The following is a 22,646-nucleotide window of genomic DNA, read 5'->3' on the forward strand; positions in this document are numbered from 1 at the left end:
CCAGCCTGCCCGGGCCCCGCCCCGCTGTCGCGAACCGCGCGATCACCGTCCTCGACGCCCTCCGCTCGCCGCGCCAGCTCTCCCGCGAGGTGCTCGCCGGCATGGTGACGACGCTCGCCCTGGTGCCGGAGGTGATCTCCTTCTCGGTCGTCGCGGGAGTGGACCCGATGGTCAGCCTCGTCGCGTCGATCGTCCTCGCCCTGACCATGTCGATCCTCGGCGGGCGCCCGGGCGTGATCACCGCGGCGGCCGGCTCCGTCGCGCTGGTCATCGCGCCGCTCGTCTCGGAGCACGGCGTCGAGTACGTGCTGCCGACGGTGATCCTCGCCGCGGTCATCCAGATCGTCTTCGGCTTCGCCGGTCTCGCCCGGCTGATGCGGTTCATCCCGCGCTCCGTGATGATCGGCTTCGTCAATGCGCTCGGGATCCTGATCTTCCTCGCGCAGGTGCCTCACGTCATCGACGTCCCGTGGATCGCCTACGCGCTCTTCGCCGCGACCCTGCTGATCATCTTCGTGCTGCCCCGCTTCACCACCGCGGTGCCGGCCCCGCTCGTCGCGATCGTGGTGGTGACGGCCGTCGTCATCCTGGCGAACCTCGCCGTCCCGGACGTCGCCGACGAGGGACCGCTGACCGGGCAGCTGCCCGGCATCACCCCGTTCCTGGTGCCGCTGGACCTCGCCACGCTGCAGCTGATCCTGCCGACCGCGCTCAGCGTCGCCTTCGTCGGCCTGATGGAGACGCTGCTCACCGCCAAGCTCGTCGACGAGATGACCGGCACCCCCTCGCACAAGGGCCGCGAGTCCTGGGCGCTCGGTGTCTCGAACCTGCTCGCCGGCTTCTACGGCGGCATCGCCGGCTGCGCGATGATCGGCCAGACCGTGCTCAACGTGAAGACCGGCGGCGCGCGCACCCGCCTCTCGACGATCGTCGCCGGCGTCTTCCTGCTCGCGCTGGTCACCGGCCTCAGCTCCGTGATGGGCCGCATCCCGATGGTGGCGCTCGCCGCGGTGATGATGATCGTCGCGATCAGCACGGTCGACTGGCACAGCCTCCGCCCCTCGACCCTGCGCCGGATGCCCGTGCCCGAGACGCTCGTGATGGTCGTCACCGTCGTGGTCGTCGTCGCGACCGACAACCTCGCGCTCGGCGTGCTCGTCGGAGTGATCCTCGCGATGATCCTCTTCGCCCGTCGCGTCGCCCACGTCATCGCGGTCGAGCGCGCCGTCGCCGACGACGGCGCGTCCGTCCGCTACACCGTGACCGGCCCGCTCTTCTTCGGCAGCAGCAACGACCTCGTCGACCGCTTCGCCTACTCCGACGATCCGTCCGCCGTCGTCATCGACCTCGGCCGCGCCCAGATCTGGGACGCCTCCACCGTCGCCGCCCTCGACTCCATCGAGACGAAGTACCGCGACCACGGCGCCACCGTCACGATCGAGGGCCTCGACGAGCGCAGCAGCGGCTTCCACCGCCGCCTGACGGGCCGCCTCGGCAGCTGACCCGGGCGGCCGCACGCTGATCGAGCAGCCCGGTCCGGGTTGCACGCGGGGAACCGAGTGGAGGAGCCTCGGAGGCCCCCGGAGTACGCTCGCGCGCACCCCTTTCCGACGCTCAGCAAGGAGCACCACCATGACCGACGACGCTCAGGGCTTCACCCTCACCCGGCTGTTCGACGCGACGCCCCAGGAGATCTGGAGCGCGTGGACCGACCCCGACGAGATCGCCCAGTGGTGGCACCCGCGCGGGCTGACCACGCCGCGGGACACCGTCGAGGTGGACCTGAAGGTCGGCGGCCGCTACGCCTACACGATGGTCTCCACCGCGAGTGAGGAGACCTACCCGACCGGCGGTGTCTACCGCGAGGTCACGGCTCCCGAGAAGCTCGTCTTCACCTGGGGCGAGCCCGGCGACGCGGACGCGCCCGTCGCGACCGTGTCGATCCGCTCGGCCGGCGAGCTGACCCGGCTGACCTTCGAGCTGGCCGGTGTGGACGGCGAGAAGGGCGACGACTCGTTCTACGACGGCTGGGACCAGGCGATCGACGCGCTGGCCGACCACCTCGATCCGGCCGCCACCGTCGCCGGCTGAGCCCTCCTCTCCGGTCCTCCTCGGCGGTCCGCGGAGCCGTCAACCCCCTGTGGCCGACGGCGCCGCGCGGGGTTGTCTGGTGGGCCCGGTCTCTCCGAGAGGCGGGGAGAGACGGAGGCGCCCTTGAGTGCGCACACCAGCAGGACCACCGGCGACCGCGTCGCCGCGATCGAGACCTACGCCGACGACGCCGGCTGGCACAACCGCATCGCGGGCGCCGCCGTCCCGCTCACCCGCCACGACTCCCGCGAGGAGGCCGAGCGCCTCGGCGCCGAGATGGCGCGGCAGCGCGGCGGCGGCCACCGGGTGCTCGCGTGACGACCACCGACGAGCAGGGCACGTCGCTCCGGCGCCGCATCACCGGGCCTCTGCTCTACTTCTTCATCCTCGGCGACGTCCTCGGCGCCGGGATCTACGCGCTGATGGGCACCCTGTCGGCGGAGGTCGGCGGCGCGGTCTGGCTGCCGCTGCTGGTCGCCCTCGGCCTGGCGCTGCTGACCGCGGGCTCCTACGCCGAGCTGGTCACCAAGTACCCGAAGGCCGGCGGCGCGGCCGTCTTCGCCCAGCGGGCCTTCCGCCGCCCGATCGTCTCGTTCCTCGTCGGCTTCGCGATGCTCGCGGCCGGAGTCACCAGCGCCGCGGGCCTCTCGCTCGCCTTCGCGGGCGACTACCTCGGCACCTTCCTCGACGTGCCGACCGTGCCCACGGCGATCGTCTTCCTCGTGCTCGTGGCCTGCCTCAACGCCCGCGGGGTGGCGGAGTCGCTGCTCAGCAACACGGTGATGACTGTGATCGAGGTCGGCGGCCTGCTGATCGTCATCGTCTGCGTCGCGCTGATGCTCGCGGCCGGTGGCGGCGACCTCGGCCGCACCGTCGAGCTGAGCTCCGAGCAGGCGCCCGTGCTGGCTGTGCTCGGCGCGGCGATCATCGCCTACTACTCCTTCGTCGGCTTCGAGACCTCGGCCAACATCGCCGAGGAGCTGCGCGACCCGAGCCGGATCTACCCGCGCGCGCTCTTCGGCGCGCTGATCACCGCCGGCGGCGTGTACCTGCTGGTCGGCCTGGCCAGCTCGATCGCCGTCCCCGCCGACGACCTGGCCGGCTCCTCCGCCCCGCTGCTCGACGTCGTGACCGCGAGCGCCGCCGGGGTCCCGGCCTGGCTGTTCAGCGTCATCGCGCTGATCGCGGTGGCCAACGGCGCGCTGCTGACGATGATCATGGCCAGCCGCGTCACCTACGGCATGGCGAAGGAGGGGCTGCTGCCGGGCGTCCTCGGCCGGGTGCTGCCGAAGCGGCGGACGCCGTGGGTCGCCATCGCCGTCACGACCGTCGCCGCCGCGCTGCTGACCCTCGTCGGCGATCTCGCGACCCTCGCGGAGACCGTGGTGCTGCTCCTGCTGCTGGTGTTCATCAGCACGAACGTGTCGGTCCTGGTCCTGCGGCGCGACCGCGTCGAGCACGAGCACTTCCGGGTCTGGACCGCGATCCCGGTGCTGGGCGTCGCCTCCTGCGTCCTCCTGCTCAGCCAGCAGGAGCCGACGGTCTGGCTCTCCGCGGGGGCCCTGCTCGTCGTCGGCGTGCTGCTGCACCTGATCACCCGCCGCAGGCGCGCCCGCACGGACGCCTGACACGGTGCGGCCCGCGCTGCCCAGGGCCTGCCCAGGGCCCGGTGGCAGGCTGGCGGGAGCCGATGACGGCGATCCGGACGAGGGAGCAGTACCCGGCAGCACGACAAGACTGACTCGAAGGAGTGAGTCGTCGTGTCCTGGATCGTCCTGATCGTCTCCGGTGTCCTCGAGGCCGTGTGGGCCACCGCCCTCGGCAAGTCGGAGGGGTTCACCCGCCTCTGGCCGACCGTGGTCTTCGGAGTCGGCGTCGTCGCCAGCCTGTCCGGGCTGGCCTACGCGATGCGCGACCTGCCCACCGGCACGGCCTACGCCGTCTGGGTCGGCATCGGCGCCTCGCTGACCGTGCTCTACGGCATGCTCTTCGGCGGCGAGGGCTTCTCGCTCGTCCGCACGCTGCTGGTCCTCGGGATCGTCGGCTGCGTGATCGGGCTGAAGCTGCTGCACTGAGCGCACGCACAGCCGACGTCCTGCGCCAGTGCATTGCAGGAGAACGATCGTTCCCCTAGGCTCGGGACCCCAGGGAGAGCGCCGGTACGGCAGGCGCTCCCCGTCCCGAAGGAGGAACCATGCCCACTCGTTCTGCACGCACCGCCTGGAACGGCTCGCTCGAGACCGGCGAGGGCCAGGTCGAGCTCTCGAGCTCGAAGCTCGGCACCTACGACGTCTCGTTCCCCAAGCGCGCGGCCGACGACGCCAACGGCTCGACCAGCCCCGAGGAGCTCCTCGGCGCCGCGCACTCCGCCTGCTACGCCATGCAGTTCTCCGCCGTCCTCGGCCAGGCCGGCGGCACCGTCGAGGCCCTCGACGTCCGCGCCGACGTCTCGCTCGGCCCGGACTCGGCCGGCGGCTTCAAGCTGACCAAGATCGCCCTCGTCGTCAGCGGCGAGGTCTCCGGCATCGACGAGGCCGCGTTCCTCAAGGCCGCCGAGGACGCGAAGAACACCTGCCCCGTCAGCAAGGCGCTCACCGGAGTCGAGATCACGCTCGACGCCACCTTCGAGGGCTGACGCTCCTCGCCCACGCACAGAAGCACCCCGTCGCGCACTGCGGCGGGGTGCTTCTGCGTGCGGTGGGGCGTATCGAGACCCCGCGTCAGGCGTCCGCGCGGTAGCGGAAGCCGGCGCCGAGGTGCTCCTCGGGCAGGCGGTCGCCGCGGCCGTGCAGCTTCTGGCGGAGGCTGCCCTCGACGTACTCGTCGGGGTAGGCGCCGCGGCGGCGCAGCTCCGGAACGATGAACTCGACGACGTCCTCGAAGGTGCCCGGGGTGATCGCGTAGGCGAGGTTGAAGCCGTCGACGTCGGTGTCCTCGACCCACTCCTGCAGGTGGTCGGCCACCTCGGAGGGCGAGCCGACGACGAACGGGCCGAGCCCGCCGATCGCGCCGAGCTTGGCGATGTCGCGGACCTTCCACTCGCTGCCGTCCTCGTTCGCCTCCTGGAAGTTGGCGACGGTCGACTGGATCGCGTTGCTCTTCACGTTGCCGATCGGCTCGTCGAGGTCGTACTGCGACAGATCGATGCCCATCCAGCCCGACATGAAGACCAGCGCGCCCTCCTCGCTCGCGTAGGAGAGGTAGTCGCGGTGCTTCGCGTGCGCCTTCTCGCTGGTCTCGTCGGTGATGATCGTCAGCAGCGTGTAGATCTTCGCGGAGTAGCGGTCGCGGCCGGCCGCCTCGAGCGCGTCGCGGATCCGCGAGACGGTGGCCTTCAGTCCCGCCTTGGTCGAGGACGCGACGAAGATCGCCTCCGCGTTGCCCGCCGCGAAGCGGATCCCGCGCGGCGAGGCGCCCGCCTGGTAGATGACGGGCGTGCGCTGCAGCGACGGCTCGGAGAGGTGGATGCCGGGCACCGTGAAGTTCTTGCCGCGGTGGCCGATCTCGTGCACCTTCGCCGGGTCGGTGAACACGCCGGACTCGCGGTCGCGGATCACGGCGTCGTCCTCCCACGACCCCTCCCACAGCTTGTAGAGGACCTCGAGGTACTCGTCGGCGACGTCGTAGCGGTCGTCGTGCTCGAGCTGGTCCTCGTGGCCCATGTTGCGCGCGGCGCTGGGCAGGTAGCCGGTGACGACGTTCCAGCCGACGCGGCCCTTGGTCAGATGGTCGAGCGTCGACATGCGCCGCGCGAACGGGTACGGGTGCTCGTAGGCGGTGCCGGCCGTGATGCCGAAGCCGAGGTGCTCGGTCGCCGCGGCCATCGCCGAGACGAGCAGGATCGGGTCGTTCACCGGGACCTGCGCGCCGTGCCGGATCGCGGCCTCGTTCGAGCCGCCGTAGACGTCGTAGGTGCCGAGCACGTCGGCGATGAAGATGCCGTCGAAGGTGCCCCGCTCGAGCAGCTTCGCCAGATCGGTCCAGTAGGAGAGGTCCTTGTAGCGCCAGGACTGGTCCTGCGGGTGGCGCCACATACCCGAGCTCTGGTGGGCGACGCAGTTCATGTCGAAGGCGTTGAAGCGGATCTGACGAGTCATCCCTCGATCGTGCCCAGTGCGGCCGGGAATCGGCACCGCTGTCGTCGCACGACGTCACAAAGCGATGCCCGTCGGACTGCACCCGCAACCCGAAACAGCGCGGTCGCTGATTCGGGTCGTAGTATTAACCCGAAACAACGCACCCGCTGATTCGGGGTGTCGAGGGGAGCCGGATGACGTCCGAGTGGCCGGCGCACGAGTACGAGACGCGGCCCTGGCGACAGACCGTCCGAGCCGGCACGCGCGCTGACCGGATGCTCAGCGAGGTCGTGGTCGCCCTGCCGCCGCTCATCGCGGAGCGCTCGTGGGAGCCGCCGCCCGCTTCCCGGCCGGCGCTCGACGACGCGCGACACGCGGTCATCGCCCTGGACGCCGAGTACGGGAACCGGCTCGGCGTGCTCGGTCGGCTCCTGCTCCGGACCGAGGCCGTCTCCTCCTCCAGGATCGAAGACGAGGACGCGAGCCTCGAGGACTGCGCTCGCGCCACGATCGGCATCCGAGCGAACTCCAGTGCGACGTCGATGGTGGCCGCGGCCGACGCGATGACGGGCATGGTCGATGCCGCCGGCCGGACCGGCCTGATCGACGAGGCCGCGATCCTCACGGCGCACCGGGTCCTGATGGCCGACGACCCGGTGGACGCGCGGTACGCCGGGGCCTACCGGCCGATGCAGAACTGGATCGGCGGCAGCGACCACTCCCCGCGGGGCGCGGTGCACGTCCCCCCGCCGCCCGAGACGGTCCCGGCGCTGATGGCCGACCTGGTCCGGTTCTCGAATCGGAGCGACCCCGACCCGATCGTGCAGGCCGCGATCGCGCACGCGCAGTTCGAGTCGATCCACCCCTTCACCGACGGGAACGGGCGCATCGGCCGCGCGCTGATCACCGCGATCCTCCGCCGTCGGGGACTCACGAGGACCACGGTCGTCCCCGTGGCGTCGGCGCTGGTCGCGGATCGCGAGCGCTACTTCGAGCTGGTGAACGACTGCCGCGACGGCGCGCTCGCGCCCTTCGTCGACGAGCTCGCGCGGGCCTGCGCGGTCGCGGCTCCCGAATCGGCCCGGACGGCCGCCGTCCTCGAGGCGCTCCCGGCCGCGTGGCGGGCCGCCGTCCGGCCGCGCGCGGGGAGCGCGGCGGCGCTCCTCCTCGACGGGCTCCTCGACCACCCGATCGTCACGACCGCCCGCGCGATCGAGCTGACCGGACGGGCGCCCTCGAGCGTCGGCGCGGCGATCGGGCAGCTCGTCGCCGTCGGCGTGCTGACTCCGCTGACCGACCGCAAGCGGGACCAGGCCTGGGTGGCCGTCGACGTCCTCGACGAGCTGGCCGACCTGGAGGACCGCATCGGCACGGCGATGCTCGACGCGCAGTCGGGCTGAGCCGGTCGAACTGCTCGCCCTCTACGCCAGCTCGCGGGCCAGGAAGCGCACGTGCTCGCGGATCTGGAACACCTCGCCGCCCTCGTGGCCGTTGAACGGGTAGACCCGGATCTCGCGCGGGCCGGCGTAGCGGTTGTAGGAGGCGTAGACGGTGGAGGGCGGGCAGATCTCGTCGAGCAGGGCGACGGAGAACATCGCCGGGACCTCGGCGTGCGGGGCGAACGAGGTGCCGTCGAAGTAGGACAGCGTGTCGAAGACGAACGACTCCGAGCCGCGGTGGGTGCGCAGGTAGCGCACGACCTCGCCGTAGGGCATGGTCTCCACGATCCGCACGGCGTGGCCGATGTGGCTGAGGAACGGGACGTCGATGATCGCGGCGCGCGCCGACTCCGACTCGCCGAGCAGGCCCAGGACACCGGCGACGGCGAGGCAGATGCCGCCGCCCTGGCTGCCGCCCGAGATCGCGACGCGGGCGGGGTCGACCGCGGGGTGCGCGCGCAGCACGTCGAGCGCGCGGACCGCGTCGGTGAAGACGCGGCGGTAGAAGTGGTCCGCGGGCGACTCGATGCCCTGGGTCATGAAGCCGCTGACGTGCGGGCCGCTGCCGACGGGGTCGGGGGTGTCGCCGCCGCGGTGGCCGGAGCCCTGGCCGCGGGTGTCCATCACCAGGTGCGCGTAGCCGGCGGCGCTCATCGCGGTCCACTCGTCGACCAGGCCGCGGCCGCCGCCGTAGCCGATGTAGGTGACCAGCGCGGGGAGCGGGCCCTCGACGCCGCGGGGGAGGATCAGCCAGCCGCGGATCGGGTGGCCGCCGAATCCGGAGAAGGTGACGTCGAACGTCTCCAGGAGCGGGAAGCCGGCGTCGACCGGCTCGAAGACGGGCTCGGTCGCGAGGCCGCGGGCCTCGGCGATGGTCTCGCGCCAGAAATCCGCGAAGCCCTCGGGCTCCGGCAGATCGGGCTGGTACTGCTCGAGGAGCTCGAGCGGGAGGTCGAACTGCGGCATCGCGGTCTCCGGGGTCGTTCGTCAGCGGACGCTCGAACCTATCGCGGCGGCGCGCCCCGGGGGAGCCTGGACGCGGCGTGGGAGAGAGCCGCGCGGCGGAATTCCTCCCGTCGACGGGCGTTGTCGTCCCCATGACCACTTACGGAATCATCGGAGCAGGCAACATCGGCAGCCAGGTCGCACGCGCGGTCCTCGCCCAGGGCGACGAGGTCGTGATCGCCAACTCGCGCGGTCCCGAGACCCTCGCCGACCTCATCGCGGAGCTCGGCCCGAAGGCGCGCGCCGCCACGGCGCAGGAGGCGGCGGAGGCCGCGGAGATCGCGGTCGTGACCGTGCCGCTGAAGAACCTCGAGGAGGTGCCGGTCGCGCCGCTCGCCGGCAAGATCGTGCTCGACACGAACAACTACTACTTCGAGCGTGACGGCCGCATCGAGGCGCTCGACAAGGGCGAGACGACCACGAGCGAGATGCTGCAGAAGCACCTCCCGGAGTCGAAGGTCGTCAAGGCGTTCAACCACATCATGGCCGCAGACATCACGACCGACGGCACCCCGGTCGGCACCGAGGACCGCCGCGCGCTCGCCACGTCGAGCGACTACCCCGAGGCCGTGCACTTCGTCACCGACCTCTACGACCGCCTCGGCTTCGACACCGTCGCGATCACCCCGCTGAGCGAGTCGTGGCGCGTCGAGCGCGACCGCCCCGCCTACGTGGTGCGGCAGAACCGCGAGGAGCTCGAGGCGAACCTGGCCAAGGCGCCGCGCACGGTCTGACCGGGTCGACGAGGGGGCGGCGCTGATCGCCTGCGACACTGGAGCGAGACCCACCGCGCACCAGTGAGCCCGCCGGCTCCGAGAGGAGAGGTCCGCGCATGCCCCCCGAGATCCCCGACTTCCCCGCCGTCGATCGGCTGACCCGCCGCGGCCTCACCCGCCGCGGCGTCGTGCTCGGCGGCCTCGCCGTCCTGCCGCTGCTGAGCGCCTGCACCTTCGACTCCGCGTCCCCCTCGGACTCCGAGCCGCAGGAGGCGCCGCGCACGCAGGCCGTCGCGCCCGCCGGTCCGGTGGCGCTCGCCGCCGACGCCGCGAGTGCGAGCGCGCTGCTGTTCACCGCGGCGCCGCTCGTCGTCGTGGTGGAGGACGTGCCCGCGTCGGTGCTGCTCGCCGCGCAGGTGAGCATCGCCTGGGGCGTGCCGCTGCTGGTGGAGAGTGCCGGATCGGCGTCGACCGCGACGGCCTCGGCCTCGCCGTCCGACTCGCCGATCGACGCGGAGCTCGCCCGCCTCGGCACCTCCAGGATCCTCGCCGTCGGCTCCGTCGCGGAGCACGCGGGTGTCGAGACCGTGTCCGCCGCCGCCGAGGCCGCCGCGATCGAGGAGGCGACCGGAGTCGCCGTCGGCGAGCTCGATGTCGCCTCCCTTGTCGCCCTCGCGCCCGGCGCTCCCGCGGAGCCGCCGTTCGGCGCGCTGCCCGCGCGGGCCGAACCGCTCGCCGGGGTGACCGCCCTCGCCCAGGCCGCCGACATCGCGGCCGTCGCGAACGCGCGCGCGGCCGGCGTCCCGGTGACCCTCGTCGACGACTCCGTGACCGACCTGCTCGCCTCAGGACCGGCCGTCACCGCGATCGCCGACAGCGCCGTCCAAGGTGGTGCCGCCGCCTGCACCCTGCTGCTCGGCCCCGCGCTCGCCGCGCAGTCGCTGCCGGAGTGGTCGGTGCGCGCCGCGGCGAGCGGCTGGCAGCTGCCCGGCGGCGGGCAGCGCCTCTTCGGCGGGCACCTCTACGTCGCGATCTACGGCACGCCCGGAGCCCCCGTCCTCGGTGTGCTCGGCGAGCAGGGCCTCGACGCGACGATCGCACGGGCGGAGGCGGTGGCGGAGCCGTACCGCTCGCTCACCGATCTGCAGGTCGTGCCGAGCCTCGAGATCATCACCACGGTCGCGGCGGGCAGCGCGGGCGGCGACTTCGACTACTCCAACGAGCTCGACCCCGCGGGCATCCGCCCCTATATCGACGCGGCCGCCGCGGCGGGGATGTACGTCGTGCTCGATCTGCAGCCGGGCCGCTCCGACTTCCTCAGCCAGGCGCAGGCCTACGAGGAGCTGCTGCGCCTGCCGAACGTCGGCCTCGCGCTCGATCCGGAGTGGCGGCTCGCGCCCGACGAGGTGCCGCTCGCGCAGATCGGCCGCGTCGAGGCCGCCGAGGTCGACAGCGTGTCGAGCTGGCTCGCCGACCTCGTGCAGCGCGAGGGCCTCCCGCCGAAGATGTTCGTGCTGCACCAGTTCCGGCTGTCGATGCTGCAGGATCGCGACAGCATCCGCCGCGACCGCCCCGAGCTCGAGTTCCTCATCCACGTCGACGGCCAGGGCGGCCAGCCCGACAAGCAGGCCACCTGGAACGCCCTGCACGAGGGCGCCCCCGAGGGCATCGCCTGGGGCTGGAAGAACTTCTACGACGAGGACCTGCCGATGCTGACCCCCGCCGAGACGATGGCCCAGGTCGCCCCCCTCCCCGACCTGATCACCTACCAGTAGGCCGCTCCCCGCGAGATGCCACTTGTGCACGCGACACGCCGTGAAAAGCGTGCACAAGTGGCATCTCGGGGCGCGGAGGGGAGCGAGGGTCAGGAGGGCTGGTGGGCGGCCTCGCGGCGGCCCTCCTCCTTGGCTTGCTCGACGAGGGCGGCGACGCGGCGGCGGGAGCGGGTGCGGCCGGCGAGGAGTGCGGCGAGGATCAGCGCGAGGCCGAGCAGGACGGCGAGCTGGGGCAGCGGGACGGCCGCGGTGGTGGTCGATTCGGTGAGCGGGGCGATGTCGACGGGGTCGAGGCCGTCGGGAGTGACGACGGTCGGGGCGACGGTGAGGTCGGTGCCGACGGCGAAGAGGGGCCAGACGTCGTCGAGCGGGAGGGTGACGGCGCGGCGGTCGCCGGGGAGGAGCTCCTGCTGGGCGGCGTCGGCGGCGACGAGCGGGGCGGTGGCGCCCTGGGTGCTGGCGCTGCCGTCGAGGAGGAGGCGGACGTTGCCGGTGTTGACGATGTCGGCGGTGACGGTGAGGGCGCCGGGCTGGAAGGGGTTCCAGGAGAGGCGGTAGTCGCCGGTGAGGTTCTCGACGGCGACGGCGGGGACGACGTCGCCGGTGACGCGGGTCATCACGCGGAAGCCGATGCGGCTCTCGACGCCGACGGAGGAGCCGCCGACGTCGGTGCCGACGGAGACGAGGGAGGCGGCGAGGCCGGCGGCGTGGTCGCCGGGCTCGGCGTCGTCGGGGACGGTGACGGTGAAGGGGACGATGCCGGTGCCGCCGGGCTCGATGGTGACGGTCTCGGGGGCGGTGATCCAGGTGCCGGCGTCGACGGACTCCTGGTCGGAGGGAAGCATGTTGAAGCGGCCCTTGTCGGTGAAGTAGCCGTCGGCCGCGTCGATGCGGAAGGTGACGGTCTGGTCGCTGAGGTTGCGGACCGCGGCCTGCTCCTCGGCGGTGGCGCCGGGGTCGAGGTCGAGCTCGACCCAGGAGCGCTTGTCGACGGCGCCGTCGGTCGCGGGGCTGACCGCCCAGGTGATCTGGTCGGTCGCGGCGGCGAGGGCCGGGGGAGCGGCGGAGAGCGCGAGCGCGCCGACGAGGACGGCGAGAAGGGTGCGGAGCGCGGAGGTCATGGGAGGTCCAGGTTCTCACGGGGTGGGGCAGACGCGGGCCCTCTGCCTGCGGAGCGAGGAGGCAGCGGAGCGGGCACTCTGCATGCTGATCGAGTAGCCCGCGGAGCGGGCGTATCGAGATCCACCGGGCTGAGCGGGGTGGGTCTCGATACGCCGCCCGCGGCGGCTACTCGACCGGCATGCGCAGGCTCACTCGAAGAGGGAGAGGGTGAGGGTGGAGCTGTAGTCGCCGGCGTCGACGGTGGTGGGGGTCTTGAGGGTCAGGGCCGCGTTGGCGGTCCAGGAGCCCTCCTCCGCCACTCCGGCGGAGTCGTTGGTGATGGCGAGCAGCTCCTGGTCGACGAGGCCGACTCCGTCCGGGCCGCCGTCGATGGCGGTGTCGACGACGTCGCCCTCCGCGACCAGGCCCGAGTCGCCGCCGTCGATCAGGTTCGGCGCCCAGCCCAGGTTCTCCGCGCCGATGGTGTCGCCGGTCGACGAGGTGAAGTCGCTCGCGGTGCCGAGCACGTACCAGCCGGCGCCGTCCGGGATGTCGGCGGCGTCGCGGGTGTCCGTCACCGTCACGGTCGGCAGGGTGCCGGTGAACTGCCGGATCACTCCGGTCGACCCGTTCTCGGTCAGCGCCGTGGCGTCGCTCGCGACCGTCATCGACAGCGAGCCGGGCGTGGTGAGCGGCGCGATCTGCACGTTCACGTCGACGTCGTCGGCGCCCTGCTGCTCGTCGGCGAACGCGGTGCCGGCGACGCCGAGCAGGAGCAGGCCCCCGGCGATGCCGGCGGCGCCACGGGTGAGGAGGGATCGGGTGTTCATCAGGGTGTTCTCCGTTCTCGAGACGGCAGCGTCGCCGTCCGGTTCAGTGGTGTGGGGTCGTGGTGTCGGGTGGTGGAAGGAGGGGCGAACGGGCTTCAGCCGCAGCTCGCCGCCGCGTACGGCGCGGTGGCCGTCGCGGTGGCCGGCTTGCCTGCGACGAACGCGGTGGCCGTGGCGGTCGCGGAGCCGGCGGGCAGCGCGGCGGTGCGGGTCGTGAAGGAGTGGGTGACGGACTTGCCGGCGGCCACCTCCTCGAACGTCTTCGAGCCCGAGGTCGAGGTGACGACCATCTTCACCGGGAAGGCGTTCGGGTTCGTCGCGACGACGGAGAGGACGACCTTGCCCTGCACGCAGCGGGTCGAGGCGGTGGCGGTCACCGTGATGGCGGGAGCCGCGGTCGGCACCGTCTGCGGGCTGACGCTGGTGAGGGTCGGGACGACCTTCTGCATCAGGCCGGTCGCGGGGTCGAAGGTCACCTTGTCGATGGTGGTTTCGCGGTGCTGGCCGTCTCCGCCGGGGATGGCGAAGCGGTGGTAGGCGATGTACCAGTCGTCGGTGCCGGGGACGTTGATGATCGAGCTGTGGCCGGTGGCGAGGATGCCCTGCGAGGGGTCCTTCTCCAGGATCACGCCGCGGTAGGTCCACGGTCCGTCGATGTTCGTCGAGGTCGCGTAGCCGACCTTGTAGTTCTCGGAGCCGGTGTCGTCGATCGAGTAGGTCAGGTGGTAGAGCCCGTTGCGGTAGTTCATGAACGCGCCCTCGCGGAAGTCCGTGAGACCCGAGATCGTCTTGATGGTGCCGGCCTTGACGGAGAGCATGTCGTCCGAGAGCTCGGCGTACACGGGTGCGCCGTTGCCCCAGAAGAGGTAGCTCTTGCCGGTGGCCGGGTCGGTGAACGCGGCCGGGTCGATGGCCTGGCCGGACTTCACGGACTCGCCGTTGGTGATCATGGCGGAGGGCTGCGCGGTGAACGGGCCCATCGGGCTCGACGCGACGGCGACGCCGATCGTCTTGCGGTCCAGCGCGGCGTTGTGGCCGGAGAAGTAGAAGTAGTACTTCCCGCCCTTCTCGATGATCGTCGGCGCCCAGGCGTTGCCGGTCGCCCACGGGACGTTCCCGTTCGCGCCGTCGAGGGTGAGGATCGGCTGCGCGGAGCGGGTCCAGTCGACGAGGTTCTTCGACGACCAGGCGTAGAAGGTCTTGCCGCCCCATCCGGGGAAGCCGTCCGAGGTCGCGTAGAGGTAGTAGGTGTCGCCGAAGACCGCGATGTTCGGGTCGGCGTAGAGGCCCGGGAGGACGGGGCTCTTCATCTCGACGGCCTTGAGCGTCCAGGTGGTGGTCGCTCCGCCGCCGGCCGGGGTCAGCACGACGGTCTGCGGGGTGCGCAGGTCGCGGACGGTGCCGGAGGCGGGGCTCGCGGTGACGCCCGCGGCGGTGGAGTAGGTGGCGGTCAGCTTCGAGCGGTCCGTGCCGGGCTTCACCGGGAGGGTGACGGTGCGGGTCGCCTGGTCGACGATCGGTGCGGTCTTCAGCACGTCGCCGGTGAGCGTCACGTCGGCCAGCACGGTGGTGTTGCCGGAGGAGGCGAGCACCTCGGCCGAGCTCAGGGCCCGGTTGTAGAGCGCGAACTCGCGGACCTGGCCGCGGAAGCGATTGTCGGCGTCGTAGTTCGAGCGGCCGATGGAGTTGGCCGTCGTCGTGCCGCCGCCGATGTCCTTCGGGTCGGCCGTGACGGTGCCGCCGCCGACGCGGACGCCGTCGAGGTAGAGCGTCGCGGTGGTGCCGGAGAGCGTGTAGGTCAGCTGCGCCCACTGGCCGCGCGGCACGGCCGAGCCGGAGGAGACGGTCTGCTCGGTGGTGTAGTTCCCGGTGGCGAGGCTGGTGCGGTAGTTGTTGCCGGAGGTGAAGAGGTAGCCGTCACCCGCACCGTTCGTGGTGTTGCCGAGGCCGTAGAGGAAGTAGGCGCCGCTCTGCGCGGAGTCGATCCAGACCTCGGTCTGCACGGTGACGTCGGTGACGCCCGCGAGCAGGTTGTCGGGCAGCTCGATGTAGTCGTCGGTGCCGTCGAGCTTCACCGAGCCGGTCTGCCAGGCGCCGCCCGAGACGATCGTCCCGTTCTGGCCGTTGCCCGAGACGTCCTGCACCGTAGTGCCGGAGCCGCCGTCGAACGAGTAGCGGAGGATCTCGCCCTTCGCGTTCACCGGCTTCGGCGCCGGGCCGGTGGTCGTGCCGCCGTAGGCCGCGGTCAGGCGCGCCTCCTCGGCGCTGGAGAGCCGCAGCACGGAGCCGTGGCGGAAGGGCTTCGAGAACGAGTACGTGTTCGCTCCGGTCGTGCCCACCGGCAGCGCCGTGAACCGCATGTCCGCGAGGGTGTCGGTGACGTAGGCGGAGTAGCCGAACGAGTCGCCCATCACGACCCAGCGGCCGTCGGGCAGCTGGTAGACGGTGAGGCCCTCGAGGTGGTCGGAGAGGCCGCGGGACGTCTCCTCGCCGCGGGCGATCACGCGCGTCCACGGGCCGGCGAGGCTGCTCGCCTTGTCGACGACCGTGCGCCAGTCGGAGGTGGAGAAGCGGTAGTACACGCCGTTCTCGACGGCGATGGTGGTGTCGATGATGTTCGGGCCGTCGGCGTTGTTCGTCGACGAGTTCTCGTCGAGCCAGACCGCCGGGGTGGAGAAGGTCTGGAAGTCGCGGGTGGTGGAGACGTAGACGCGCAGCGCCCAGGCGTCGGTGCCGACCTGGGTCTTGTCGCGGCCGGACCAGTAGACGTAGTACTGGCCGGTGGCCTCGTCCCAGATCGCCTCGGGCGCCCAGACGTTGCCCGCGTTCGGCGCGCCGGCGAAGACGAGGTTCTGCTGGCCCCAGTTCACGAGGTCGGTGGAGCGCCAGACGACGAGCTTCTGGCTGGCGTTGACCTGGTCCCAGGAGCCGCCGCCGGCGGTGCCCTCGGCGTGCAGGTCGGTGCCGAGGATCCAGTACTCGTCGCCGGTGGGGGAGCGGACGAGGTGCGGGTCGCGGACGCCCAGCGTGCCGGCGAGGTTGGCGAGCACGGCCTTGTCGTTGTTGAGCTTGGACCAGTGCAGGCCGTCGGTGCTGGAGCCGAAGTAGATCTTCTCGTAGTCGGTCGACGCGAAGTGGGTCCAGAGGTAGCCGGCGTCGTACTCGGTGTCCAGGCCCGCGGGGGCGGCGGTGACGGTGACCGGGAGCTGCCGGGTGGCGGTGGTGCCGGCGATCGTCGCGGTGAGGGTGACGGCGGTGGACGCGGCCTGGCGCTTCACGACTCCGCTGGTGCTGACGACGGCGGCGTTCGAGGAGGCCCAGGTCACGTCGTAGGAGCCGGCCTTCGCGGGCAGCGTCACGTTGCCGCGGACGTCGCCGGCGTTGACGATGCTCAGCGCGTCGAGCGCCTTCTGCGCGTCGGCGTTCGCGTCCTGCGCGGGCACGGTCGCGGTGAAGGTGCGGGTCTGCGTCGCGGAGCCGCGGGTGACGGTCGCGGTGAGCACGGCCTGGGCGCTGCCCGTGGCGGGCCGGGTGACGACTCCGCTCGAGGAGACGACGGCGGCGTTGCTGGAGGACCAGGCGATCGCGGAGCCGTTGGGCCCGGTGGTCGGCAGGGTCAGGTTCGCGGTGACGGCGGAGAGGTCGCCGAGGGTCAGCGCGGCGGCGTCGCGGGTGGTGCGGGTGGCGTCACTCGCCTGGAGGGTCGCGACGTCGGCGGCGCTGAGCGCGCTGCTGTAGATGCGGAAGTCGCGCACCGAGCCGGCCAGGAACTTGTCGCCGGTGTAGACCGAGCGGCCGATCGCGTTCGCGGTGGTGCTCCCGCCGCCGATCGCGCCGGGGGTGATCGTCACGCCGGTCTGCTGCGCGACCTGGGTGCCGTCGAGGTAGAGCCGCGCGGTGTCGGAGGCGTCGTCGAGCGTGTAGGTGAGCGTCTTCCAGACCCCGCGGGCGAGGTCGGCGCCCGAGTTCACGGTCTGCTCGGTGGTCCAGTTGCCGGTGGCGATCGAGGCCTTGTAGCTGTTGCCCGTCGTGTACAGGTAGCCGTTGCCGGCGCTGTTCGTCGTGTTGCCGAGGCCCCAGATGAAGTAGGGGGTGCCCTGGGAGGGCTTCACCAGGACCTCGGTGCTGACGGTGATCGAGCTGAGGCCGGCGAGCACATTGTCGGGCAGCTTCACGAAGTCGTCGACGCCGTCGAGCGTCACGCCCGCGGCGCCCGAGGCGACCGCGCCGCCGGAGAGGACGCCGTCGCGGCCCTTGCCGGAGCTGTCGACGGCGGTCGTGCCGCTGGTCGCGTCGAGCGCGTAGCGGAGGACGAGATCGTCGGCCGGGGCGGCTGCGGCGGACTGCGCCGTCAGCAGCGGGACGGTGAGTGCGAGTGCCGTCACGAGGACGACCGGTCGCAGGAAGGGCTTCATCGCACTAACTCCTAGTTCGGCACCATTGCTGAAGGGAAAGGGTCCGGCACGCACCGGTAATGTTCACGGTAACACGATGTTCACGTCAACGCGACGGGTATCCGGAGGGGATTTCCACGCCTCGGATCGGCCGCGCCGAGACGTCGAGAACGGTCGCCCCCAGAGTTCCGAGGCGACCGTTCGTGACGGATCGAGTGGCGCTGCGGCCCGGCGTCAGGTCCGGTTGCGGGCCATCACCGCGCGCTGCAGGAGCACGAAGACGAGCAGGATGCCGCCGGTGATGATGGTGGTCGCCTCGGGCGGGATGCCGCCGTCGCGGGTGATCAGGACGTTCATCAGGCCGAGGACCAGGGCGCCGATCACCGAGCCGAGGACGAAGCCGACGCCGCCGGTGAGCAGCGTGCCGCCGATGACGGTCGCCGCGATGGCGTCGAGCTCCCAGCCGGTGCCGGTGATGTTCTGCGCGCTGCCGAGGCGGGCGGTGTAGACCACGCCGGCGAGGCCCGCGAGGGTGCCGCTGATCACGTAGATGAGCAGCTTGGTCCGGACGACGGGCAGGCCCATCAGCGCGGCCGACGGCTCGGAGCCGCCCATCGCGTAGACCGTCCGGCCGAGCCGGGTGCGGTGCAGCACGAAGAACGCGGCGGCGACGACGATCACGGCGATGATCACGCCGGGGCTGATCACGAAGTCGTTGACCTTCGGTCCGTCGATCAGCTTGATCGGCGTCGCGAGCGACAGCACGGCCGAGTCCTCGGGGAGGCGCTCGGGGACCGTGCTCAGCATCGATGCGAGACCGCGGGCCAGGAACATCATCGCGAGGGTCGCGATGAACGGCTGGACGTTGAAGTACTGGATCAGCACGCCGGAGATCAGGCCGAACGCGGAGCCGATCAGCACCATCAGCAGCATCACGAGCCAGGGGTTCCAGCCGCTGTTGATCAGCAGCACGCCGCTGACGCTGGTGAAGGCGATCACCGCGCCGACCGAGAGGTCGATGCCGCCGGTGAGGATCACGAAGGTCAGGCCCACGGCGAGGATGATCAGGTGCGCGTTGTTGATCAGCAGGTTCGAGATCGTGCTCGCCTGGAGGATGCGCCCGTAGGCGATCTCGCCGTAGACGATCATGCCCAGGAAGATCACCAGGGCGGCGAGGGTCGGCAGCTTGTCGAGGTGCTGGCTGAGCCACGAGGTGGCGGAGGAGCGGTTCGACTTCGCCGGCGGGGCGGGTCGGGTCAGCACGGCGCTCATGCGGGGATCGCCTCTTTCTGCGGGACGCTTCGGCGCGCCTCGCGACGGTTCTTGAAGGCGGAGCGGACCCGCTCCGACTGCAGCAGGCAGAGGGCGACGATGACGATCGCCTTGAAGGCGGGCGTCGCGGAGGACGAGACGCCGAGGAAGACGACCGTCTTGTCGAGGGTGGCGATCAGGATCGCTCCGACGGCCGCGCCCGTGATGTTGAACTTGCCGCCCGCGAGGGAGGTGCCGCCGACCACGACCGCGAGGATCGCGTCGAGCTCGAGCTGGTAGCCGGTGCGCGAGACGTCGACCGTCATCACGCTCGCGGTGGCGAAGACGCCCGCGACGCCGGCGAGGACGCCGGAGCCGATGTAGGCGGTCATCAGCAGGCCGCGGCGGTTGATGCCGGCGAGGCGGGCCGCCTTCGGGTCCATGCCGATGGCCTCGATCATCAGGCCGAGCGCGCTGCGGCGCACCAGGACTCCGACGACCACGACGATCGCGATGGCGAGCAGGAAGACGACGGGGAGCCCGAAGACGTAGCCGTTGGCGAGCCAGCGGAACGGCTCGTTCGTCGCGGCGGTGTTCTGGCCGCCCGTGATGACCTTCGCCAGGCCGCGGCCGGCGAGCATCACGACGAGCGTGCTGATGAAGGGCTGGAGCCCCACCACCGAGACCAGGATGCCGTTCACGGCACCCAGCACTCCGGCGACCAGCAGCGCGAGGGCGAAGGCGGACGCGGCGGCGCCGAGCGAGTCCGGCGCGCCCTGGGCGTTGAGGAACTCCATCGAGACGGCGCCGGCGACGACCATGATCGAGCCGACCGAGAGGTCGATGCCGCCGGTCGCGACGACGAGGCACATGCCGACCGCGATCATCAGGATCGGGGCGGCGGCGCGGGCGATGTCGATGACGTTGCCGACGAGGTAGCCCGTGGTCGGGCTGACACTGACGCCGAGGTAGCTCGGGTCCTTGACGACGTTGACGAGCAGCAGCAGCACGATGGCCACCGCTCCCCAGAAGTACTGACGGCGGATCAGGCTCGCGAGGAGCGAGCCCCGGTCCGGTCGCGTGTCGCTGCTCATGATGCGGCCTCCTGCGTGGCGCCTTCGAGAACGACGACGTCCTCGTCGACGACTCCCTCTGCGGCGATGGTAGTGACGATCGACTCCGCAGTGACAGCGGGTCCGTTGAGGATCTCCGCGATCACGCGGTGGTCCTTGAGGACGATGATGCGGTCGCTGAGGCGGACGACCTCGTCGAGCTCGGACGAGATGAAGACCACGGCGACGCCCTCGCCGGCCAGGGCGACGACCTTCTCCTGGATCTCGGCCTTGGCTCCGACGTCGATGCCGCGGGTCGGCTCGTCGAGGATGAGGATCTCCGGGGCGGTGGCCAGCCAGCGCCCGAGGAGCACCTTCTGCTGGTTGCCGCCGGAGAGCTTGCTGATCGGGCGGTCCGGGTCGGCCGGGCGCACGTTGAGCTCGACCAGGTACTTGGCGACGATCTCGTCCTTCTCCTTCTTGGAGAGGGGACGGGCCCAGCCGCGCTTCGCCTGGACGGCGAGGATCAGGTTCTCCCGGACCGAGAGGTCGCGGATGATGCCCTCGTCGCGGCGGTTCTCGCTCGAGAAGGCGATCTTGTGCGCGAGTCCGGCGGTCGGCGTCGGGACGTCGATCTTCTTGCCGTGCAGCGTGATCTCGCCGGTGTCGGGCTTGTCGACGCCGTAGATCAGGCGGGCGAGCTCGGTGCGGCCGGAGCCGAGGAGACCGGCGAAGCCGACGACCTCGCCGCGGTGCAGCGTGAGGTCGGTCGCCTCGATCGAGCCCTTCTTGGAGAGGCCCTTGGCCGAGTAGAGCGGGGCCTCGCGGTAGAGGTGGTCGCTGTCCGCGCGCTCGGAGTCGAGGGAGCGCAGCGCCGCGATGTCCTTGCCGATCATCTTGGAGATGAGCGAGGTGCGGTCCAGCTCGTGGGTGAGGTACTCGCCCACGTAGGTGCCGTTGCGCAGCACGGTGAGGCGGTCGCTGATCGCGTAGACCTGGTCCAGGAAGTGCGAGACGAACAGGATCGCGACGCCCTCCTCGCGGAGGCGGCGGATGACGACGAAGAGGTTCTCGACCTCGTTCGCGTCGAGGCTCGAGGTCGGCTCGTCGAGGATGAGCACGCGCGAGTCGCTGACGGTGGAGCGGCTGATCGCGACCAGCTGCTGCATCGCGATCGAGAGCGAGGCGAGCGGGCGGCGCGGGTCGAGGTGGCCGAGGCCGAGGCGCTCGAGGGCGCGCTTGGCGGCGTCGTGGGTCGCCCGCCAGTTGATGCCGAAGGGGCCGCGCACCTCGTAGCCCAGCATGACGTTCTCGCCGATGCTGAGGTTGGTGCAGAGGTTGACCTCCTGGTAGACGGTCGAGATGCCGGCCGCCTGCGCATCGGCGGTGCCGGCGAGGCGCCGGGGCGTCCCTCCGACGACGATCTCGCCGCTGTCGATCTTGTAGACGCCGGTCAGCGCCTTGATGAGGGTGGACTTGCCGGCGCCGTTCTCGCCCATGAGGGTGTGGACCTCGCCCGGGAACAGGCGGAAGTCGACACCGTCGAGGGCTTTGACGCCGGGGAAGCTGATCGAGATGTTCTTCATCTCGACGATCGGAGGCGAATCCGCCATGTCGCGTCGTTCCGTTCTCGAGTGGCGCTGCTCTGCGCCGGAGGTGGGAGCGACCGGGACCCGCGGTGGGGCCCCGGTCGCTCCGATGGAGGGGTGGTGCTGCTGAGCGGTGCTTCCTAGAACTTGCGGTCGGGCAGGGCGGTCGCCGCGGCCTCGGGCGAGTCGAAGGTCTCGCTCGGGACGACGATCGAGGACTCGACGGTCTCGCCGGCGAGGGTCTTCTCGACGGCGTCGAGGGCGGTCTCGCCGAAGAGCGGGTTGTACTCGGCGACGAAGCTGAGCTCACCGTCGGCCAGGGCCTGCAGGGCGTTCTTGGTGCCGTCGATCGTGGCGATCTTGACGTCGACGCCCGGGGTGAGGCCGGCCTCCTGGACGGCCTGGACCGCGCCGAGACCCATCTCGTCGTTCTGGGCGAAGACCATCTGGACGTCGTTGTTGTTCGACTTCAGGACGGTCTCGAAGACGCTCTTGGCCTCCTCGGTCGACCAGTTGGCGGTCTGCGCGCCGACCTTGGTGAAGGCGGAGTCGGCGCCGATGACCTCGTCCCAGCCCTCGTTGCGCTCGTTGACGACCGAGACGCCCGCGGGGCCCTCGAGGGTGAAGTACTTCGCGCCGTCGGGGAAGCTCGACTTCGCCCAGTCGGCGACCGAGGTGCTGACCGCGATGTTGTCCGGCGCGATGCGGGTGACGTAGAGGTCGGTGTCGTCCGGCTCGATACCGCGGTCGATCAGGATGACCGGGATCTCGGCCTCCTGAGCGCGCTCGAGCGAGTCCTCCCAGCCGGAGCCCTCGGTGGCCGACAGCAGGATGATGTCGACGCCCTCGTCCACGAAGGACGTGAAGGAGTCGATCTGCGACTTCTGGTCGCCGTTGGTGGCGGGGGCGTACTTGAGGTCGTAGCCCGCGTCGGCGGTGAACGTCTCCTCGATGTTGGTCTCGTTCGCCTGACGCCACGCGCCCTCGGGGCCGACGGCCACGAAGCCGATGGTGGTGACGTCGTCGCCGCCGCCGCCGGCGGCCGTGTCCGAGCCGCCGGAGCAGCCGGCGAGGCCGAGCGCGAGTGCGCCGACTGCTGCGAAACCGAGGAACTGGCCGAAACGCCTCGTGTTGTACATGGATCTCCTCCTTGAGATCACGGACGCGCGGGAGCGTCCGTGGGTGCGGGCCCAGGGGCCCGGATGTGATGAGTGCAGTGCGGGCCTGGCGCCCGAGGTGCGGTGAGTGCAGGATGTGCGGTGGACGCCCGTCGTGCAGTGACACGTCCGGGTGCGTCCTGGGCAAAATGTTACCGTGAACAATTCTT

The 22,646-nt window shown here is 71.3% G+C and carries 18 protein-coding genes and 1 riboswitch; of the genes, 9 read left to right on the forward strand and 9 right to left on the reverse strand.

The features are described from left to right. Positions 1-5 precede the first annotated feature (5 nt). From GTU73_RS02710 to GTU73_RS02735, 6 genes are all read left to right on the forward strand, one after another. Positions 6-1,502, forward strand: a complete 1,497-nt coding sequence (locus GTU73_RS02710; RefSeq protein ID WP_244231889.1) for a SulP family inorganic anion transporter — start codon at positions 6-8, stop codon at positions 1,500-1,502. A 130-nt stretch (positions 1,503-1,632) separates the two neighbouring features. Next, the gene (locus GTU73_RS02715) at positions 1,633-2,091 is read left to right on the forward strand and encodes an SRPBCC domain-containing protein (protein ID WP_160086761.1); all 459 of its coding nucleotides are present in this window, start codon (positions 1,633-1,635) and stop codon (positions 2,089-2,091) included. A gap of 123 nt (positions 2,092-2,214) precedes the next feature. Beyond that, complete coding sequence (locus tag GTU73_RS02720; protein WP_160086763.1) at positions 2,215-2,409, forward strand: DUF2188 domain-containing protein; 195 nt, start codon at positions 2,215-2,217, stop codon at positions 2,407-2,409. Continuing rightward, positions 2,406-3,719, forward strand: coding sequence for an APC family permease (locus tag GTU73_RS02725; protein ID WP_160086765.1), 1,314 nt, complete (start codon positions 2,406-2,408; stop codon positions 3,717-3,719). The genes GTU73_RS02720 and GTU73_RS02725 overlap by 4 nt, the downstream gene beginning before the upstream one ends. A 53-nt stretch (positions 3,720-3,772) precedes the next feature. After that, a riboswitch (guanidine-III (ykkC-III) riboswitch) is annotated at positions 3,773-3,838 on the forward strand. A gap of 13 nt (positions 3,839-3,851) precedes the next feature. Further along, positions 3,852-4,166 carry a multidrug efflux SMR transporter gene (locus tag GTU73_RS02730; protein WP_160086767.1) on the forward strand — a complete coding sequence of 105 codons (315 nt, stop codon included), beginning with the start codon at positions 3,852-3,854 and terminating at the stop codon, positions 4,164-4,166. A gap of 119 nt (positions 4,167-4,285) precedes the next feature. Then, positions 4,286-4,726 carry an OsmC family peroxiredoxin gene (locus GTU73_RS02735; RefSeq protein WP_123444486.1) on the forward strand — a complete coding sequence of 147 codons (441 nt, stop codon included), beginning with the start codon at positions 4,286-4,288 and terminating at the stop codon, positions 4,724-4,726. 85 nt (positions 4,727-4,811) lie between these two features. On the opposite strand, the gene GTU73_RS02740 is transcribed toward GTU73_RS02735, so the two are convergent. Continuing rightward, positions 4,812-6,188: an LLM class flavin-dependent oxidoreductase gene (locus tag GTU73_RS02740; RefSeq protein WP_160086769.1), complete on the reverse strand. Its 1,377-nt coding sequence runs from the start codon at positions 6,186-6,188 to the stop codon at positions 4,812-4,814. Positions 6,189-6,361: 173 nt separating this feature from the next. Between GTU73_RS02740 and GTU73_RS02745 the strand changes: the two genes are divergently transcribed. Continuing rightward, complete coding sequence (locus tag GTU73_RS02745; protein ID WP_160086771.1) at positions 6,362-7,567, forward strand: Fic family protein; 1,206 nt, start codon at positions 6,362-6,364, stop codon at positions 7,565-7,567. Positions 7,568-7,588: 21 nt separating this feature from the next. Here the strand turns inward: GTU73_RS02745 and GTU73_RS02750 are convergent, their stop codons facing one another. Next, entirely contained in the window at positions 7,589-8,572 is a 984-nt protein-coding gene (locus tag GTU73_RS02750) for an acetylxylan esterase (protein ID WP_127888170.1), read from the reverse strand. A 131-nt stretch (positions 8,573-8,703) separates the two neighbouring features. Between GTU73_RS02750 and GTU73_RS02755 the strand changes: the two genes are divergently transcribed. Continuing rightward, positions 8,704-9,345: an NAD(P)-binding domain-containing protein gene (locus tag GTU73_RS02755; RefSeq protein ID WP_160086773.1), complete on the forward strand. Its 642-nt coding sequence runs from the start codon at positions 8,704-8,706 to the stop codon at positions 9,343-9,345. A gap of 98 nt (positions 9,346-9,443) precedes the next feature. After that, positions 9,444-11,102, forward strand: a complete 1,659-nt coding sequence (locus GTU73_RS02760) for a hypothetical protein (RefSeq protein WP_160086775.1) — start codon at positions 9,444-9,446, stop codon at positions 11,100-11,102. Positions 11,103-11,191: 89 nt separating this feature from the next. Here the strand turns inward: GTU73_RS02760 and GTU73_RS02765 are convergent, their stop codons facing one another. The 7 genes from GTU73_RS02765 to GTU73_RS02795 all read right to left on the reverse strand — a co-directional run bounded on the left by GTU73_RS02765 (position 11,192) and on the right by GTU73_RS02795 (position 22,458). Next, positions 11,192-12,223, reverse strand: a complete 1,032-nt coding sequence (locus GTU73_RS02765; RefSeq protein ID WP_160086777.1) for a DUF916 domain-containing protein — start codon at positions 12,221-12,223, stop codon at positions 11,192-11,194. Between the two features lie 189 nt (positions 12,224-12,412). Beyond that, positions 12,413-13,033: a hypothetical protein gene (locus GTU73_RS02770; RefSeq protein WP_160086779.1), complete on the reverse strand. Its 621-nt coding sequence runs from the start codon at positions 13,031-13,033 to the stop codon at positions 12,413-12,415. Between the two features lie 95 nt (positions 13,034-13,128). Beyond that, complete coding sequence (locus GTU73_RS02775) at positions 13,129-17,448, reverse strand: family 43 glycosylhydrolase (protein WP_160086781.1); 4,320 nt, start codon at positions 17,446-17,448, stop codon at positions 13,129-13,131. A 213-nt stretch (positions 17,449-17,661) separates the two neighbouring features. Next, positions 17,662-18,699: a sugar ABC transporter permease gene (locus GTU73_RS02780; protein WP_160086783.1), complete on the reverse strand. Its 1,038-nt coding sequence runs from the start codon at positions 18,697-18,699 to the stop codon at positions 17,662-17,664. Beyond that, positions 18,696-19,772, reverse strand: a complete 1,077-nt coding sequence (locus tag GTU73_RS02785) for an ABC transporter permease (RefSeq protein WP_160086785.1) — start codon at positions 19,770-19,772, stop codon at positions 18,696-18,698. Before GTU73_RS02785 ends, GTU73_RS02780 begins: the two co-directional genes overlap by 4 nt. Continuing rightward, positions 19,769-21,343: a sugar ABC transporter ATP-binding protein gene (locus GTU73_RS02790; protein WP_160086787.1), complete on the reverse strand. Its 1,575-nt coding sequence runs from the start codon at positions 21,341-21,343 to the stop codon at positions 19,769-19,771. The genes GTU73_RS02785 and GTU73_RS02790 overlap by 4 nt, the downstream gene beginning before the upstream one ends. Positions 21,344-21,459: 116 nt before the next feature. Continuing rightward, positions 21,460-22,458, reverse strand: a complete 999-nt coding sequence (locus GTU73_RS02795) for an ABC transporter substrate-binding protein (protein WP_160086789.1) — start codon at positions 22,456-22,458, stop codon at positions 21,460-21,462. Between the last annotated feature and the right edge of the window lie 188 nt (positions 22,459-22,646).

It is taken from the genome of Rathayibacter sp. VKM Ac-2804, assembly GCF_009866655.1.
Lineage (GTDB): Bacteria > Actinomycetota > Actinomycetes > Actinomycetales > Microbacteriaceae > Rathayibacter.

Bases quoted from the DNA above. Each gene is read 5' to 3' on its own strand.
- GTU73_RS02760 (WP_160086775.1), top strand. From the start codon at position 9,444: ATGCCCCCCGAGATCCCCGACTTCCCCGCCGTCGATCGGCTGACCCGC.
- GTU73_RS02745 (WP_160086771.1), top strand. From the start codon at position 6,362: ATGACGTCCGAGTGGCCGGCGCACGAGTACGAGACGCGGCCCTGGCGA.
- GTU73_RS02795 (WP_160086789.1), bottom strand. From the start codon at position 22,458: ATGTACAACACGAGGCGTTTCGGCCAGTTCCTCGGTTTCGCAGCAGTC.
- GTU73_RS02780 (WP_160086783.1), bottom strand. From the start codon at position 18,699: ATGAGCGCCGTGCTGACCCGACCCGCCCCGCCGGCGAAGTCGAACCGC.
- GTU73_RS02715 (WP_160086761.1), top strand. From the start codon at position 1,633: ATGACCGACGACGCTCAGGGCTTCACCCTCACCCGGCTGTTCGACGCG.
- GTU73_RS02785 (WP_160086785.1), bottom strand. From the start codon at position 19,772: ATGAGCAGCGACACGCGACCGGACCGGGGCTCGCTCCTCGCGAGCCTG.
- GTU73_RS02750 (WP_127888170.1), bottom strand. From the start codon at position 8,572: ATGCCGCAGTTCGACCTCCCGCTCGAGCTCCTCGAGCAGTACCAGCCC.
- GTU73_RS02790 (WP_160086787.1), bottom strand. From the start codon at position 21,343: ATGGCGGATTCGCCTCCGATCGTCGAGATGAAGAACATCTCGATCAGC.
- GTU73_RS02755 (WP_160086773.1), top strand. From the start codon at position 8,704: ATGACCACTTACGGAATCATCGGAGCAGGCAACATCGGCAGCCAGGTC.
- GTU73_RS02735 (WP_123444486.1), top strand. From the start codon at position 4,286: ATGCCCACTCGTTCTGCACGCACCGCCTGGAACGGCTCGCTCGAGACC.
- GTU73_RS02770 (WP_160086779.1), bottom strand. From the start codon at position 13,033: ATGAACACCCGATCCCTCCTCACCCGTGGCGCCGCCGGCATCGCCGGG.
- GTU73_RS02740 (WP_160086769.1), bottom strand. From the start codon at position 6,188: ATGACTCGTCAGATCCGCTTCAACGCCTTCGACATGAACTGCGTCGCC.
- GTU73_RS02775 (WP_160086781.1), bottom strand. From the start codon at position 17,448: ATGAAGCCCTTCCTGCGACCGGTCGTCCTCGTGACGGCACTCGCACTC.
- GTU73_RS02765 (WP_160086777.1), bottom strand. From the start codon at position 12,223: ATGACCTCCGCGCTCCGCACCCTTCTCGCCGTCCTCGTCGGCGCGCTC.